We start from the raw sequence: 15,204 nt of genomic DNA, 5'->3' as shown, positions 1-15,204 counted from the left end.
TGATCCGGGCCTTCCAGGCTCACGGCATCCATCTGGTCGGGCGCGGCGTGGTGGTGCGGGTGGACGATCCGGACGCCGCCAACCGGGTTATCGGATTCGCCGCCGCCCAGGCCATGAACAGCTCCCGCAAGGAGAGCGGAGCGGCGGAGTGAGGTCCGTCACGCCGTCGGCTTCACGGACAGCCACGCCGCGATGACGAAGGCGGGCAGGCGGCCGAGCGCCGCGTCGTCCCGCCCGGACTCCTCCTGCCATGCCCGGTGGCGGTCCAGCGCGCTGCGCAGCGTGGCCGCGCGCTCCGCCGCGGGGACGACGGACAGGGCGGTGTCCAGACTGGTCAGGTAGGGCGGAAACTCCGCGTTGGGGCCGGCGAGGCCGCGTTCCGTCCCCTCGGGGTCGAACCACACCTCGGCGGCGGCGGTGTCGGCGCTGGGCGGGACGACCATGCCGCCGACATAGCCGGTGGGCTGGACCACCTTCCACCCCTTGCGGCTCGGCCCCGTGGTCCAGCCGAGCGCGCGGGCGACCTCCATCGCCGCGGCGCGGGTCGGCGCCTGCCGGGTGATGCGGTCCAGAAGGTCGGTCAAGTCGGCGGCGGGCATCGGGGCGCTCCTTCGATAAACCTCTTGGCGATAAACCTCTAGGCGATGAACCCTCAGGCGAAAAACCTTCCGGCGATGAACCGACCGGCTGTTCCTCAACGTACAACATCGGTGGCGGGCAGGGCGATGATTGCCTATCTGGGAAACGGCCCATGAGGCGAGAGGGAGCGGTGCGGAAAAGAATGGTGGCCACCATCCTGGTGATTTTGATGACGCTGGTCCTGCTGTTGGCCGGTCCGGCTTTCGTGATCGCGTCGGGCACGGCGACACTGGGCGTGGACTGGAGCCGGGCGGACCGCGCGTCCGTCGGCCTCGCCCCCGATCCCGCCACGACGCCGGAGGCGGTGGTGCAGGTCTACGCCGCCCGCGCCCTGTCTTGGCGCGGCGCCTTCGGCACGCACCCATGGTTCGCGGTGAAGCCGGCGGGGGCCTCGGCCTACACCGTCTATGAGGTGATCGGCTGGCGGGTCTACCGCGGCCTGCCGGCGGTGGCGGTCAGCAACCGCGATCCGGACGGGCGCTGGTTCGGCTCCGCCCCTGCGGTGCTGGCCGAACTGCGCGGCCCTGCCGCCGAGGCCGCCATCCCCAGGATCGCCGAGGCTGCCCAGAGCTACCCCTACGCCGGGGAGTACCGCATCTGGCCCGGCCCCAACAGCAACACCTTCGCCGCCTGGGTGGGGCGGGCGGTGCCGGACCTGCGGCTCGACCTGCCCTCCACGGCGCTGGGCAAGGACTATCTGGGAACCGGCCTGATCGCGCGGGCACCGAGCGGCACCGGTTGGCAGGTCAGCCTGTTCGGCCTCGCCGGCCTGCTCCTGGCCAAGGAGGAGGGGTTCGAGGTGAATCTGCTGGGCATGACCTTCGGGGTCGATCCCTTCGATCTCGCGGTCAAGATCCCGGGCGTCGGGCGGTTGGCGCTGAACGCTCCCGCCCCGACGGCTCCGGCCGCCGCCGACAGCCCGCCGCCGGGCTGAGCCTCAGCTGTCCTCGGCGGCGGACATGCCGGTGCCGGCGGGGCCGAGCGGCGGGTTGCCGCGCTTGAGGCCGAGCCGGGTCATGCAGTCCCAAGCCTCCTCCGCCGTGTCGGCGATGTCGAACAGGTCGAGGTCGCCGGCGCTGATCATGCCGTGGTCGGCCAGGGCGCGGAAGTTCACCACCTCGTTCCAGTAGTCGCGTCCGACGAAGACGATGGGCAGGCGGGACGCCTTGTTGGTGTTGCGCAGATTCAGGATCTCGAACGCCTCGTCGAAGGTGCCGAAGCCGCCGGGGAAGATCGCCAGCCCGTTGGCGCGCATCGCCAGATGCATTTTCCGGATGGCGAAATAATGAAAGCGGAAGGTCAGCTCCGGCGTGCTGTAGGGGTTGGGGTGCGGTTCCTGCGGCAGGCTGATGTTGAATCCGATGCTCGGCGCCCCGGCCTCCTGCGCGCCGCGGTTGGCCGCCTCCATCAGGCCGGGGCCGCCGCCGGTGGCGATCACGTTGTCCCGCTGCCCGTCCTCGGTGGGCGCCAGGGCGCCGCCGCGCTCCGACACGATGCGCCCGAAGGTCCGCGCCTCCTCGTACCAAGCCGCCTGCTTCGCCCGCCGCTCGGCCAGTTGCCGCTCCTCAGACGTCCGAGCGTCGCGGAGAAGCTGCTCCGCCCGTTCGGGCGAGGGGACCCGCGCGCTGCCGTAGACCACGATGGTCGACCGGATGCCCCAGGCCTTCAGCTCCGCTTCCGGCTTGGCGTATTCGAGCATGAAGCGCACGCCGCGCATCGACTCGCTCAACAGGAAATCACGGTCCTCGAAAGCGATGCGGTAGGCGGCGGATTCGTGGTTCGGCCTGCTGTCCTTCATGCTGTGCTCCGAGTGGGGACGGGGGACGGCTTCTGGTCATGTGGGGGCGCGGGCGGCTCTTTGCCCGGACTCAAAGGGTTTGCATTCAAAGGAATTGTGCCGCAGACCGGAGGGAGGCGGAAGGGAAAGCGGTTGTGCGTCTTTCCATGAGCCTTTGTCCTGCCCACATCATGGATAAAGGCGCGTCTGCGCCCGACCATCCGCGTCTTGTCCGCGTCTTGCTTCGAGTCCTGTCCGTAAGGGGCCACGTTGACCAGCATCGAGCCGCCATGGCCTACCGATGAGCGCGCCCGGCTCGAACGGCTGAGGAGCTACGGCGTGCTGGACACGCCGCCGGAGGCAGCCTTCGACCGTCTGGCCCGGCTGGGCGCCCGCCATTTCCGCATGCCGATCGTCATGGTCAATCTGGTGGACGAGACGCGGCAATGGTCCAAGGCCGGCTATGGCCTGGAAACGACGGTCGTCGAGCGGCGGCTGTCCTTCTGCGCCCACACCATCCTCGACGACGCGGTGCTGGTCGTGCGCGACACGCGGGAGGACGAACGCTTCGCCGAACATGAGCTTGTGGCCGGGCCGCCGCACCTGCGTTTCTACGCCGGGGCACCGCTGGTCGCGCCGGACGGGCTGCGGATCGGAACCTTCTCCCTTCTCGACCACCGGCCCCATCCGGAGTTCAGCGCGGAGGACGAGCGGGATCTGGAGGAGTTTGCCCGTCTCGCCATGCATGAGATGGAAACCCAGGCCGTCCACCGCGCCGCCCAGGCGGCGGAAGCGCTGCTGCGGGACAAGAACGCCCTGCTGGAAAGCCTTCTGGAGAGCGTCACCGACCCGATCTTCGCCAAGGACTGCGAACGCCAATTCACGCTGGTCAATTCCGCGACCGCGCGCCTGTTCGGACGGACGCGGGATGCCGTGGTGGGACTGACCGACGAGGATCTGTTCCCCCCGGAAGAGGCCGAGCGGCTCGACGAGCTGTGCGGACGGGTGATTGCCACCGGGCGGGAGGAGACGGTCGAGGAGGAGTTGCCTTTCCCGACGGAGGAGGGCACGCGCGTCCTGATGATCAGCGTGATGCCTCTGCGCGACGCCTGGGGAGACGCCATCGGCGTCGTCGGGGTGGCTCGCGACATCACCGCCCGCAAGCGCGCGGAAGAGGCGCTGCGGTCGAGCGAGGCGCGGTTCCGCACGCTGGTGGACAACACGCCGCTGCTCATGTGGATCAACCGCCCGGACGGCACTCCCGAATATTACAATGAAGAGTTGCGTGCCTACACCGGCCAAGACGTGGAGGCCATGTCCGCTTGGCAGGGGTTCCATCCGGACGACCGCCCCGCCTATCTCGAATTGAGGACGCGCTCGATTGCCGCGGGCACGCCCTATCAGAGCAACGTCCGGATGCGGCGCGCCGACGGGGCGTGGCGCTGGCACCAATGCCGCGTGGTCCCGGTGCGGGAGCGGGGAGCCATCGTCTCCTGGATCGGCACCGCGGTGGACATCCATGACATCCGACGCGCCCAGCAGGCGGCGGAGGAGGCCGACCGCTCGAAAGGCCGCTTCCTGGCGGCGGCCAGCCATGACCTGCGCCAGCCCATGCAATCGATCCTGCTGTTCGCCGGCGCGCTGGGTTCCCATGTTGCCGGCGAGGCCGGGCAGCGGGCGCTGGACCGGCTTCAGCAGGGGCTGGACACGCTGAAGGATCTTTTGGACAGTCTGCTCGATGTGTCGCGCCTCGACGCCGGGGTGGTGGCGCCGCAGATCGAGGAGTTCCCCGTCGCCGACCTGCTCGGCCCGCTGTCGGCCGCCTACGCCCCGCTGGCCGAGGCGAAGGGGCTGGACTGGCGGGTCGTTCCCTTCACCGGCACGGTGCGCAGCGACCGCGTCCTGCTGGGGCGGATGCTGCGCAATCTGGTCGACAACGCCATCCGCTACACCGACCGGGGCCGCGTGATGGTCGATTGCCGCCCCCAGGGAACGCGCCTGTGCATCGAGGTGCATGACACCGGCCTGGGCATCCCGCCCGAGCAACGGGAGCGCATTTTCGAGGAGTTCCACCAGATCGGTAACCCGGAACGCGACCGCGACCATGGCCTTGGCCTCGGGCTTGCCATCGTGCGCCGCCTGTCGCGGCTGCTCGACCACCCGGTGGATCTGGTGTCGCGTCCGGGGCGCGGGTCGATCTTCTCGGTCAGCGTTCCCTTGATCCGCCAGGACGCGCCACGTCCTCCGACGGTCGGGGCCGGTATGGCGCGAGCCAACGCCATGACCGCGACCGGGGACGGTCGGCTGGCCGTGGTCGTGGAGGACGACGCCATCGTCCTCTTGGGGCTGGTGGCGATGCTGGGCGAGTGGGGATTCGAGGTGCTGTCCGCCGGAAGCACCGGCGAAGCGCTCGAGCGTCTGCGCACCGGTGGACGGCGGCCCGACATCGTGCTGGCCGATTACCGGCTTCGCCAGGGCCGCGTCGGCACCGAGGCCATCCTGCGCGTCCGTGACCTGTTCGGCGCGGACGTGCCGGGCCTCATCGTCACCGGGGAGATCGGACCGGAACCGCAGCGCGACGCCGCCCGGCACGGTCTTGGCCTGATGCACAAGCCGGTGACGCCGCGCCTTCTCGAAGCCGCACTTGCCCGCCATCTTGGAGCCATCGGGCCGGCTTGAGCGTTGCTATCACCAGCGGTGCCGATGGCGCCGCGCCGTGCGAGGGTTATGGAGGAGACAACAGAGTGCCATCCTTGTCGAAAGGCCTTGCCATGGTCGCCGTCGCGGCGGCGCTGGCCGGGTGCCAGTTCCCCGGATTCCAATCGCCGCAGCAGACGGCCACCCTGCCGCCCCCGACCGTGCCGAAGCCGCCGCCGGAAGAACGCGGGATCTGGATCGTCGGCAGCCCGTCCATGCGGGGGGCGGTCGGCACCGCGGCCAGCCGCTTCAGCAGCACGCCCGACACCCAGCCGCGCCTCGTCGCCGAGGGCGCCAACAGCGGCTTCCGCAGCTTCTGCGCCGGGGTCGGGCTGGAGCATCCCGACATGGTGGTGTCCGACCGCCGCATCCGGGAGGAGGAGCAGAAGCGCTGCCGGGCCAAGGGCATCACGATGATGGAGTACGAGCTTGGCCCCAAGCAGTTCGTCTACGTCAAGGACGCCCACATGATGACCATCCCCGGCGTGCGCGACTTCACGGACAGCTGGGGTGTGAAGGGCAAGCCGGTGCGCGGGGCCTGATCAGGCGCCGGTTCCGGGGCCGGTGCCCGCGTCGGCGGCGGCCTGCTTGCGGAAGAAATCCACCCCCATCTGGATGCTGCGCCCGATGTTGGCGGCGCGGTCCTCGAAGAAGGCGGCGGCCTCGGGCGTGCAGACCTCGGCCGTCGTCTCGCGGAACAACTCCAGCCAGCGTTCGAAGTGCGCCGGCCCGATGTCGAAGCGGATGTGGGCAGGCAGGGGGCGCCCGTCGTAGCGGTGGGTCAGCAGGGCGACGGAGGACCAGAAGTCGATCATCTTCAGAAGATGCGGCTCCCAGTCGGTGATCGCCGCGCCGAAGACCGGGCCGAGCAGGGCGTCGCCGCGGATCTTGCCATAGAAGGTGCGGACGAGGGCTTCGATCATCGCCTCGTCGATGCCGGTTTTCGCGACGCGTTCGGCGATGGTGGCGGATTGGGGGGTGGGAACGGCGGTCTGGTCCAAGGCGGTGGGGTCCTAAAAAGCACGAGGCGAACAAGCCCCCGCACTATACCCGTCCCGGCAGCGCGCCGCCACCCGTGCGGGCCTTTAAATTCCCTCTCCCCAGAGGGGAGAGGGTTATGAACGTCGAACGCGCTCCTGCGCCCTTAGCGGATGACCACCACCACCAGCCGCTTCGGCCCGTGGACGCCGTAGGCCAGAGTCTGCTCGATGTCCGCCGTCTTCGACGGGCCGGAGATCAGCAGGGCGTTGGTCGGCATGCCATCGGCCCAGCGGTTCTCGGTCATCGCCTGCCAGAAGGTGTCGTACAGCGCGTCGGCGCGCAGCAGCGCCAGATGCATGTGCGGCACCAGCGACATGAGCCGCGGCTCCTCCGGCGTCGGCCAGACGATCAGGCTGCCAGTGTCGGCGATGGCGCCCAGCGTCGTGGTGATGCCGGCGTCGATGCCGTCGAACAGCCGCTCCTTGAAGGTCTCGACCCGGTCCGCGTAGGGGACCAGCTCCGGCCCGCCCTCCGTCCATTCGGATGAGAGGCGCGCCCCGGCCTCGGTCGCCGGACCGAACAGAAGGTTGCGGGTGCCCTGCGCTTTGAGGAAGGCCTGGACGTCGGCGGGCCAATCGACCTCGGTCGTCTCCAGGAATTCCGTGTGGACGGCCTCCATCATGCGCCTGATGCGCTCCAGCCGCTCCGCACCTTCCCAGCGCTTGTTGCGCAGGACGGCGAAGTCGGACTCCGGCGGGGTCAGCGGGTGGGCGTCGCGCCCGGCGCGCAGCTTGCCCAGGATCGCGTTTCTGGACTCAGACATCGGGAATCCCCTTCTCGCGGGCGAGGGCGTGAAGCGTGCGGTTGGCGAAGCGCGGCTTGGACCGCACGTTCGTCCACTCCTTGAGCAGCGGCAGGCTGGCAGGGGCGGCGTTGCCCAGCTTCGCCAGCAGCGCCGTCGCGAACTGGTAGGCGAGCGGTGAGGCGTAGGTCATCGACCAGCCCTTCCACACCATCGCCTCCGCCTTGCTGGCGTGCGATCCGGCGCCCCGCACCGCGTCGCCGGGGTGCACGGCCTCCGACCGCAGGCGGCCCATGATCTCGACGATGGGAATCTTGACCGGGCAGATCTCGACGCAGGCGTTGCACATGGTGCAGGCGTGCGGCAACTCGCCCCGCTTCTCCAGACCCTCCACCTGCGGCATCAGGATCGAGCCGATCGGGCCGGGGTAGGGCGCCTGATAGGCGTGGCCGCCGACCTTGGTGTAGACCGGGCAATGGTTCATGCAGGCGCCGCAGCGGATGCAGCGCAGCGTGTTGCGCAGCTCCTCGTCGGCGTAGATGCCCGACCGGCCGTTGTCGAGGATCACCAGATGGATCTCGTTCGGGCCGTCCTTCTCGCCCTCCTTGCGGGGGCTGGAGATCATGTTGACGTAGGTGGTGATCGGCTGGGCGGTGGCGGAGCGGGTCAGCAGGCTGATGACCGGCGGCACGTCCTCCAGCTTCTCCACGACCTTTTCCAGGCCCATGACGGCGATGTGGACGGGCGGCACCGTGGTGCTCATGCGCCCGTTGCCCTCGTTCTCCACCAAGCAGAGCGTGCCCGTCTCCGCCACCGCCATGTTGACGCCGGAGATCCCGACGTCGGCGGTCGCGAACTTCTTGCGCAGGACGCGGCGGGCGAGGTCGGTGAGCTGGGCCACGTCCTCGGTGTATTCCGCCTCCTTGATCTTCTGCTTGAACAGATGGGCGATCTGCTTGGTGTTCATGTGGATCGCCGGCATGATGATGTGCGAGGGCATCGCTTCATCGAGCTGGACGATGTATTCGCCGAGGTCGCTTTCCAGGCTCTCGATGCCGTGCTTTTCCAGGAAGGCGTTGAGGTGCATCTCCTCCGACACCATCGACTTGCCCTTGACCACCAACTTCGCGTTCACGCGCTGCATGATGGACAGGACGATGGCGTTGGCCTCGTCGGTGGTGGAGGCCCAATGGACCTGGATGCCGTTGCGGGTGCAGTTGGCTTCCAGCTTTTCCAGCAGTTCCGGCAGCTTGGACAGGGCGCGCAGGCGGACCGAAGCGCCGAGCGCGCGGACACCGTTCCACTCGGCGGTGTCGGCGAACTGCACCGCGCGCTTGGACATCAGCCCGTCCATGGCACGGCGGAAGTTGCCGCGAAGCTGCTGGTCCTGGAGCGCCGCGCTGGAGGCCTTGGCGAAATTGATGCTGGTCTCACCCATGGGTGCGCTCCTTCAGGAACTGGGCGATGTGGACGCCGCGGACCGGCTTCTTGCCGCCCTCCAGTGCGCCGGAGATGTTCATCAGGCAGCCGCAGTCGCCGGACACCACGGCCTTCGCCCCGGTGTTCTCGATGTCCGCCACCTTGTCGCCGACCATCGCCGCGGAAATCTCCGGATGGCGCACGGCGAAGGTGCCGCCGAAGCCGCAGCATTCCTTCTCCCGCTGCAACTCCACCAACTCCACGTTGGCGAGCTGGCGCAGCAGGGCCTTCGGCTCGTCGGTCACGCCCATTTCGCGCTGGGCGTGGCAGGAGGCGTGCCACGTGATCTTCACCGGCGGCCCCTGGTCCTCGAATTTGACCTTGAGAACCTGGACGAGGAATTGGGTCAGCTCCCACACGCGGGACGCCACCTGACGGGCACGGGCCTCGTCCGGCTCGCCCTTGAACAGGTCGGGCCAGTGCTTGCTCATCATGCCGGCGCAGGAGCCCGACGGCACGACGATGGGCCAGTCGCCGGGAAAGTAATCGAGCTGCGCGCGCGCGACCTTCAGCGCCTCCTCCCGGTAGCCGGAGTTGTAGGCGGGCTGGCCGCAGCAGCTCTGCCCCTGCGGGAAGACGACGCGGACGCCCTGCTGCTTCAGCAGCTCCATGCCGGCCATGCCGGCTTCCGGATAGAACAGGTCGACCAGACAGGTGCCGAAGAAGTAAACGCTTTCGGGCCGCTCGATGTCGGGCCGGCTCATGGTGCCGTCGTGGCTCATGGTTTTTCCTCCCTCCCGCCTCAGAACGCGGGTTCCGACGCGCGCGTGGAAGCCGTGGCGGGAGCCTTCGGCGTCGAGCAGGCATCGACCAGATAGACGATGGAACGGTACGGCAGGCCGGAGTGGTCGGACAGGCCGATCTCGCAGGTCCGGCTGTTCGAATAGCCGGCCTTGGCCCCGGCGGGGATGTCCTTGGACAGGTGGCGCAGGGCGTGGGCGTTCAGCTCCGGCGTGGTGAAGCCCTTGTCGCCGGCGAAGCCGCAGCAGCCGACATCCTCCGGTACCACCACCTGGGTGGCGCAGGCGGCGGCCACCGCCTTCATCTTGCCGTCCAGCCCCATGCGGCGGGTGGAACAGGTCAGGTGCAGCACCACCGGCTCCGTCTGCTTGGTGAAATTCAGCCGGTCCAGCAGATGGTCGTGGATGAACTCCACCAGATCCAGGACCTGCAGCCCGGCGTCCTTCAGGTGCTTTTTCAGACGGAAGGAGCAAGGGCTGGTGTCGAGGACCACCGGGGCGGTGCCGTTGGCACTGGCCGCCCAGATGGCGCGGACCATCTCCTCCGCCTTGGCGTCGGCCTGGGCGGCGAGGCCCTTGCTCTCCAGCGGCATGCCGCAGCACAGCGAGGCCAACTGCTCCGGATAGGCGACGCGGTAGCCGGCCTTCTGGAACAGCGCCTCCACCTTGACCGGCAGCGGGGTCTTCTCCGGATCGTTGGCGGCCGGACCCATGCTGCGGCTGGTGCAGCTCGGCACATACACGACGGTCGGCGCGTCGGCGGACGCCTTGGCTTGGGGCAGCGGCGTGAAATTGGTCGCGGTGGGCAGGGCGCGCGGCAGATGCGGCAGGCGCTGGCCGGTGACGTTGCGCAGCCCTTCGAACAGCGAATTGGCCGTGCCGTCGCCGAGCGCCCGCTTGGCCAGATCGGCGAGCTTCAGGCCGGCGCGGGCGACGCTCAGCGCTCCGGCGGTGTGGTCGGCGACGTAGGTGCCGAACCCCTGGGCCATCGTCCCGCGGCGGTCGCCGCGGATCGCCTTGATGAGCAGCCCCGTCTCGATCCCCACCGGACAGGCGGTGGAACAGAGGCCGCAGGCCGCGCAGGTGTCGATGCCCTGATAGTCGTAAGCCTCGTGCAGAGCGCTGAGCCGCGTCGCATCGGCACCGGTGGCTTCCAGTCGGGAAATCTCGCGCCAGCCGACGATGCGCTGGCGGGGGGAGAGCGTCATCTTGTGCGACGGGCAGGTCGGCTCGCAGAAGCCGCACTCGATGCAGGTGTCCACCAGCGGATGGGCGGGCGGCATCGCCTTCAGGTTCTTGAGATGCGCCTCCGGGTCGTCGTTCAGGATGACGCCGGGGTTCAGCAGGCCCTGCGGGTCGAGCAGCGCCTTGATCTCCTTCATCAGGCCGTAGGCCTGTGGACCCCACTCCATCTCCACGAAGGGGGCCATGTTGCGGCCCGTGCCGTGCTCCGCCTTCAGCGAGCCGTCGTACTTGCGCACCACCTGATCGCACACCGCGTCCATGAAGCGGCGGTAGCGGTCGACCTCCTCGTCGGTGTCGAAGGCCTGGGTGAAGACGAAGTGCAGGTTCCCTTCGAGCGCGTGGCCGAAGATGATCGCCTCGGTGTAGCCGAACTTCAGGAACATGGCTTGAAGCTCCACCGTCGCCTCGGCCAGGCGGTCGAGCGGGTAGGCCACATCCTCGATGATGACCGTGGTGCCGACCTTGCGCATGGCGCCGACCGCCGGGAACAGGCCCTTGCGGATCTTCCAGTAGCTTTCGCCCAGCTTGGCGTCGGTGGTGAAGGTCGGCGGGAACAGGGTATGGGTCTGGGCGATCACCGCGCTGACCGCAGCGATGTTGGCGTCCAGCGCCGCCGCATCCTCGCCGCGGATCTCCACCAGCAGGGCGGAGGCGTCCGGCCCCAGCCCGCCGATGAAGTTCGGCATGCCCGGCTTGCCTTCGACCGAGCGCAGCGAGGCGCGGTCCATCAGCTCCACCGCCGAGACCGGCGTCGGCTTCATCAGAGCGACGGCGCGGCACGCCTCCCCAATGTCCGGGTACATCAGCAGGGCGTTCGCCTTGTGGGCGTGCTCCGGCACCGTGTTGTAGGTGATCTCGGACAGGAAGCCGAGCGTGCCCTCCGACCCGATCATCAGGTGCTGGAGGATCTCGATCGGCTCCTCGAAGTCCACCAGGGCGTTCAGGCTGTAGCCCGTGGTGTTCTTGATGCGGAACTTGTTGCGGATGCGCTCCGCCAGCTTGTCGTCGGCGCGGGTGCGGGCGGCCAGATCGGACAGGCCGGACAGCAGGGCGCCGTGGCTGACGGCGAAGGCGTCGCGGCTGGCCGCGTCGCCGGTGTCGAGCAGCGTGCCGTCGGCCAGCACCAGCCGCATCGAGGCCAGCGTGCGGTAGCTGTTCTGCGCGGTGCCGCAGCACATGCCGCTGGCGTTGTTGGCCGCGATGCCGCCGATCTTGGCGGTGGCGATGGAGGCCGGGTCCGGACCGATCTTCCGCCCGAAGGGAGCCAGCTTGCGGTTCGCCTCCGCCCCGATGACGCCGGGCTGGAGGGTCACCGTCGCCGCACCCGGCGGGATGGTGCAGCCGCGCCAGCTGTCGCCCAGCAGGACCAGGACGGAATCGGTGACCGCCTGACCCGACAGGCTGGTGCCGGCGGCGCGGAAGGTCACCGGGGTCTTCAGCTCCCGGCAGAGGTTGAGCAGCCGCACCACCTCGCCCTCGGCCTCGACGATGGCGACGATCTTCGGGATCAGGCGGTAGAAGCTGCCGTCGGTCCCGTAGGCCAGCGTGCGCAGCGGGTCGGTGACGAGGCGTTCGTCCGGCATGAACTCCCGGAGGGCCGCGTGCAGGCGGTCATAGGGCGCGGGCAGCATCGGTTCTCGGGGCCTCCGGATCTGGGACCGCGCGACGACTCCTCCGTGATCGCCGGTCCGGGTTGCGGGTGCTGGGGCGACGTTTGTTTCCGCCCGTCAGACGGACGGCTTGTTGTGTGCCACAGTCAGTACGTCGGATAATCGATTTGCTTGGTGGCCGCAATGGTAAAATGAATTGACCAAACCCAGCGCTGCGCTGGTGCAATGCACAAAGAAAGCGGCGCCACCCGACCGGATGGAAGGCCGAGCGGCGCCGTAGGGAATAAAGCTCGGCAGTGGATGCCCCCCCCTTCTCCCCGGGGGGAGGAGAAGGGGGTTCAGGCTTCGACGCTTACGGGATCATCCAGGGCAGGATGTAGGCCTGAATCATCGTGATGACACCGATGATCGCGACGAAGAACAGGCTGTGCTTCACGGTGAAGCGGAACAGCTCGGACTCGCGGCCGACCAGACCCACCGCGGCGCAGGCCACGGCGATCGACTGTGGGGAGATCATCTTGCCGGTGACGCCGCCGGTCGTGTTGGCCGCGACCATCAGCACGTCGGACACGCCCACCTGCTGCGCCGTGGTGGCCTGCAGGCCGCAGAACAGCGCGTTGCTCGACGTGTCGGACCCGGTCAGGAACACGCCCAGCCAGCCCAGGATCGGAGAGAAGAACGGGAACAGGAAGCCCGTGCCGGCCAGCAGCAGCGCCAGGGTCGAGGACAGGCCCGAGTAGTTGGCGATGAAGGCGAAGGCCAGGACCATGCCGATCGAGTAGATCGGGCGCTTCAGCTCGCTGACCGTCTCGACGAAGGTCTTCACGCCGTCGGCCGGGCGCATCTTCAGCATGACCATCGTGATGATCGCGGAGATCAGGATGGCCGTGCCGGTGGCCGCCAGCAGGTCGAGCTTGTAGACGGCGTCGATGGGCTTCGGCGAGGCGACGATCGGGGCGGCCTTGAGGACCAGCTTGTCCAGCCCGGCGATCGGGAAGTACAGCACCGTGTCGGCCAGCGCGCCGCCCTTGGCGAACAGGGCCTTGAAGGGCTTCAGGCTCCAGATCGTGACGATCACGGTCAGGATCAGGAAGGGCGACCAGGCCTTGGCGATCTCACCGGCGCTGTAGCCGCGCTGGGCGCTGAACTCGCTCGACGCCATGGCGCCGACCGACTGCGGCACCGGACCCGACGCCAGCGGGGAGTTGGCGAAGCGGAAGATCGCCTTCGGCTTCCAGAACTTCAGGAAAACGGTGATGCTGACGAGGCTGACCAGCGCGGAGGTGATGTCCGGCAGCTCCGGCCCGATGAAGTTGGCGGTGAAGTACTGGGTGACGGCGAAGGTGCCGCCGGCGACAAGGATGGCGGGCCAGGTCTCGCGCACGCCCTTCCAGCCGTCCATGATCATGATGATCCAGAAGGGCACGAAGACGGACAGCAGCGGAAGCTGGCGGCCGGCCATGGCGCCGATCTTGAACGGGTCGAGCGAGGTGACCTGACCGGCGACGATGATCGGAATGCCCATGGCGCCGAAGGCCACCGGGGCGGTGTTGGCGATCAGGCAGAGACCGGCGGCGTAGAGCGGGTTGAAGCCCAGCCCGACCAGCAGCGCCGCGGTGATGGCGACCGGAGCGCCGAAGCCCGCCGCACCTTCCAGGAAGGCGCCGAAGGAGAAGCCGACCATCAGCATCTGAAGCCGCTGGTCCTCGGTGATCGACACCACCGACGAGCGGATGATCTCGAACTGACCGGTCTTGACCGTGATCTTGTAGAGGAACACGGCGGCCACGATGATCCAGGCGATGGGCCACAGGCCGTAGAGGAAGCCGTATCCGGCGGACGCCAGCGCCATGCCGACCGGCATCTTGTAGAACAGGATGGCGACGGCCAGCGAAATGGCGACGGTGATGGTGCCCGCGATGTGGCCCTTCATGCGCAGGACGGTCAGCGCGATGAAGAAGAAGATGATCGGCAACGCGGCCACAAGTGCCGAAAGCCAAAGGTTACCCGCGGGATCGTAGACTTGTGTCCAGGGCTGCATGTTTCCTACCTATGCCGCAGATTCTCGGTTCTGCGCTTTGGCCAGCGACCATGAGTGGAGCCCGGATCCGCGCGTCTTATCAGGACGCGTGCCGCCTGTCATTCCACGACCGATCGGCCATGGAGATCAGTTTTTTCTTGGGTTGGGCTCCGGTCAAAACTTATGACCAAAGGCCCAGAACGGATACATTGGGTCGCAATGGTTGGCAATAGGGAAAATTCAATTTACCGTCAGCGTGGCGAGGGACTTTTTCTTGCCCATGGTATTACCACCTGACCCCTTCGGTGGTGGCGTGGTCGGGAAACGGTGCCACGGGGCTCGCTGGGGCTGGACGTACGAAAGCCGTGACGATATCTAACCTTCTGGACCGGGCGGGATTTCTGCGGATGCAGGGCAAGGGGCAAGGCAAGGGAATGATAAAGCCGGCCAAATTGGCGGACGCCATCGCTGACCATCTGGAGACGCTGATCCGGGAAGGCGTTCTGCGTCCGGGGGAGAAGCTGCTGCCGGAACGGGATCTGGCGCTCAAGCTGGACGTCTCGCGCCCGTCGCTGCGCGACGCGCTGGAGAAGCTGGAGGAGCGCGGGCTGCTCGTCTCCGGGCGCAACGGCACGCACATCGCGCAGTTCCTGGCGCCCATCGCCGCCCCGCTGGCGGCGCTGCTGCAATCCGATCCGGACGCGCCCTTCCATTATCTGGAGTTCCGCAGCTCCATCGAGGCGGCCGCCGCCAAGCTGGCCGCGCAACGGGCGACCGACCTCGACCGCAAGGCGATCCGCGCCCTGGCCCAGCGCATGCGCGACGCCCATGGGAAGGACGACCCGTCGGAAGAGGCCGACGTGGACGCTCAGCTTCATCTCGCCTTCTACGAGGCGGCGCACAACACGGTGATGCTGCACATCATGGGCGCGCTGTCGGAGATGCTGCGCAACGACGTGTTCTACAACCGCGACCGGCTCTACACCCGGCCCGGCGTGCGCGACCTGCTGCTGGATCAGCATCTGGCCATAGTCGACGCGGTGCTGGCCGGCGATGCCGAAGCCGCCCATGCGGCGGCGGAGGCGCATGTGATGTTCACGCTGCACACTCTGCGTGAAATCCGCGAGGACGACACGCGGCTGGAGGCCTCCCTACGCCGGATCGGGCGCACCGACCTGATCGAAACCGCCGAACGGACCTGAGCCCCGTTCGGT

At 68.2% G+C, this 15,204-nt stretch carries 12 protein-coding genes; 4 read left to right on the top strand and 8 right to left on the bottom strand.

Annotated elements, in window-relative coordinates; genetic code table 11:
• Window positions 1–158 precede the first annotated feature (158 nt).
• On the bottom strand, window positions 159–599 hold the full coding sequence (locus tag H0B54_RS19175; protein WP_188261660.1) for a hypothetical protein: 441 nt from the start codon (window positions 597–599) through the stop codon (window positions 159–161).
• A gap of 182 nt (window positions 600–781) precedes the next feature.
• Between H0B54_RS19175 and H0B54_RS19170 the strand changes: the two genes are divergently transcribed.
• Window positions 782–1,573: a DUF3750 domain-containing protein gene (locus H0B54_RS19170; protein WP_188261659.1), complete on the top strand. Its 792-nt coding sequence runs from the start codon at window positions 782–784 to the stop codon at window positions 1,571–1,573.
• A gap of 3 nt (window positions 1,574–1,576) precedes the next feature.
• Here H0B54_RS19170 and H0B54_RS19165 read toward each other — a convergent pair whose 3' ends face one another.
• Window positions 1,577–2,437, bottom strand: coding sequence for an LOG family protein (locus H0B54_RS19165; RefSeq protein ID WP_094304454.1), 861 nt, complete (start codon window positions 2,435–2,437; stop codon window positions 1,577–1,579).
• A 249-nt stretch (window positions 2,438–2,686) separates the two neighbouring features.
• On the opposite strand from H0B54_RS19165, the gene H0B54_RS19160 reads away from it, so the two are divergent.
• Window positions 2,687–5,095 (top strand): hybrid sensor histidine kinase/response regulator, encoded by a 2,409-nt coding sequence (locus tag H0B54_RS19160; RefSeq protein ID WP_188261658.1) that lies wholly within the window; start codon window positions 2,687–2,689, stop codon window positions 5,093–5,095.
• Window positions 5,096–5,160: 65 nt separating this feature from the next.
• The gene (locus H0B54_RS19155; RefSeq protein ID WP_247895180.1) at window positions 5,161–5,655 is read left to right on the top strand and encodes a substrate-binding domain-containing protein; all 495 of its coding nucleotides are present in this window, start codon (window positions 5,161–5,163) and stop codon (window positions 5,653–5,655) included.
• Here the strand turns inward: H0B54_RS19155 and H0B54_RS19150 are convergent, their stop codons facing one another.
• The 6 genes from H0B54_RS19150 to lldP form a co-directional block, all read right to left on the bottom strand.
• Entirely contained in the window at window positions 5,656–6,114 is a 459-nt protein-coding gene (locus tag H0B54_RS19150; RefSeq protein WP_188261657.1) for a group III truncated hemoglobin, read from the bottom strand. It abuts the gene before it with no gap.
• A 143-nt stretch (window positions 6,115–6,257) separates the two neighbouring features.
• Window positions 6,258–6,917: a LutC/YkgG family protein gene (locus H0B54_RS19145; RefSeq protein WP_188261656.1), complete on the bottom strand. Its 660-nt coding sequence runs from the start codon at window positions 6,915–6,917 to the stop codon at window positions 6,258–6,260.
• A complete protein-coding gene (locus H0B54_RS19140; protein ID WP_188261655.1) occupies window positions 6,910–8,334 on the bottom strand; it encodes a LutB/LldF family L-lactate oxidation iron-sulfur protein in 1,425 nt (474 codons plus the stop codon). The genes H0B54_RS19145 and H0B54_RS19140 overlap by 8 nt, the downstream gene beginning before the upstream one ends.
• The gene (locus tag H0B54_RS19135) at window positions 8,327–9,097 is read right to left on the bottom strand and encodes a (Fe-S)-binding protein (RefSeq protein WP_188261654.1); all 771 of its coding nucleotides are present in this window, start codon (window positions 9,095–9,097) and stop codon (window positions 8,327–8,329) included. The genes H0B54_RS19140 and H0B54_RS19135 overlap by 8 nt, the downstream gene beginning before the upstream one ends.
• 20 nt (window positions 9,098–9,117) lie before the next feature.
• Window positions 9,118–11,991 (bottom strand): FAD-binding and (Fe-S)-binding domain-containing protein, encoded by a 2,874-nt coding sequence (locus H0B54_RS19130; RefSeq protein ID WP_188261653.1) that lies wholly within the window; start codon window positions 11,989–11,991, stop codon window positions 9,118–9,120.
• Window positions 11,992–12,322: 331 nt separating this feature from the next.
• On the bottom strand, window positions 12,323–14,011 hold the full coding sequence (gene lldP / locus H0B54_RS19125) for an L-lactate permease (RefSeq protein WP_188261652.1): 1,689 nt from the start codon (window positions 14,009–14,011) through the stop codon (window positions 12,323–12,325).
• Window positions 14,012–14,424: 413 nt separating this feature from the next.
• On the opposite strand from lldP, the gene H0B54_RS19120 reads away from it, so the two are divergent.
• On the top strand, window positions 14,425–15,192 hold the full coding sequence (locus tag H0B54_RS19120) for an FCD domain-containing protein (RefSeq protein ID WP_246472618.1): 768 nt from the start codon (window positions 14,425–14,427) through the stop codon (window positions 15,190–15,192).
• The last annotated feature ends 12 nt before the right edge of the window (window positions 15,193–15,204 follow it).

The sequence above is a fragment of the Azospirillum tabaci genome (assembly GCF_014596085.1).
GTDB lineage: Bacteria > Pseudomonadota > Alphaproteobacteria > Azospirillales > Azospirillaceae > Azospirillum > Azospirillum tabaci.
The sequence above is the reverse complement of the archived record's forward strand: the minus strand, read 5'-3'. Positions and strand labels throughout refer to the sequence as shown.

What these genes read in the sequence shown, in the direction of transcription:
- H0B54_RS19175 (WP_188261660.1), bottom strand. Translation starts at nt 599, where the DNA reads ATGCCCGCCGCCGACTTGACCGACCTTCTGGACCGCATCACCCGGCAG.
- H0B54_RS19170 (WP_188261659.1), top strand. Translation starts at nt 782, where the DNA reads ATGGTGGCCACCATCCTGGTGATTTTGATGACGCTGGTCCTGCTGTTG.
- H0B54_RS19165 (WP_094304454.1), bottom strand. Translation starts at nt 2,437, where the DNA reads ATGAAGGACAGCAGGCCGAACCACGAATCCGCCGCCTACCGCATCGCT.
- H0B54_RS19145 (WP_188261656.1), bottom strand. Translation starts at nt 6,917, where the DNA reads ATGTCTGAGTCCAGAAACGCGATCCTGGGCAAGCTGCGCGCCGGGCGC.
- H0B54_RS19140 (WP_188261655.1), bottom strand. Translation starts at nt 8,334, where the DNA reads ATGGGTGAGACCAGCATCAATTTCGCCAAGGCCTCCAGCGCGGCGCTC.
- H0B54_RS19135 (WP_188261654.1), bottom strand. Translation starts at nt 9,097, where the DNA reads ATGAGCCACGACGGCACCATGAGCCGGCCCGACATCGAGCGGCCCGAA.
- H0B54_RS19130 (WP_188261653.1), bottom strand. Translation starts at nt 11,991, where the DNA reads ATGCTGCCCGCGCCCTATGACCGCCTGCACGCGGCCCTCCGGGAGTTC.
- lldP (WP_188261652.1), bottom strand. Translation starts at nt 14,011, where the DNA reads ATGCAGCCCTGGACACAAGTCTACGATCCCGCGGGTAACCTTTGGCTT.
- H0B54_RS19120 (WP_246472618.1), top strand. Translation starts at nt 14,425, where the DNA reads ATGATAAAGCCGGCCAAATTGGCGGACGCCATCGCTGACCATCTGGAG.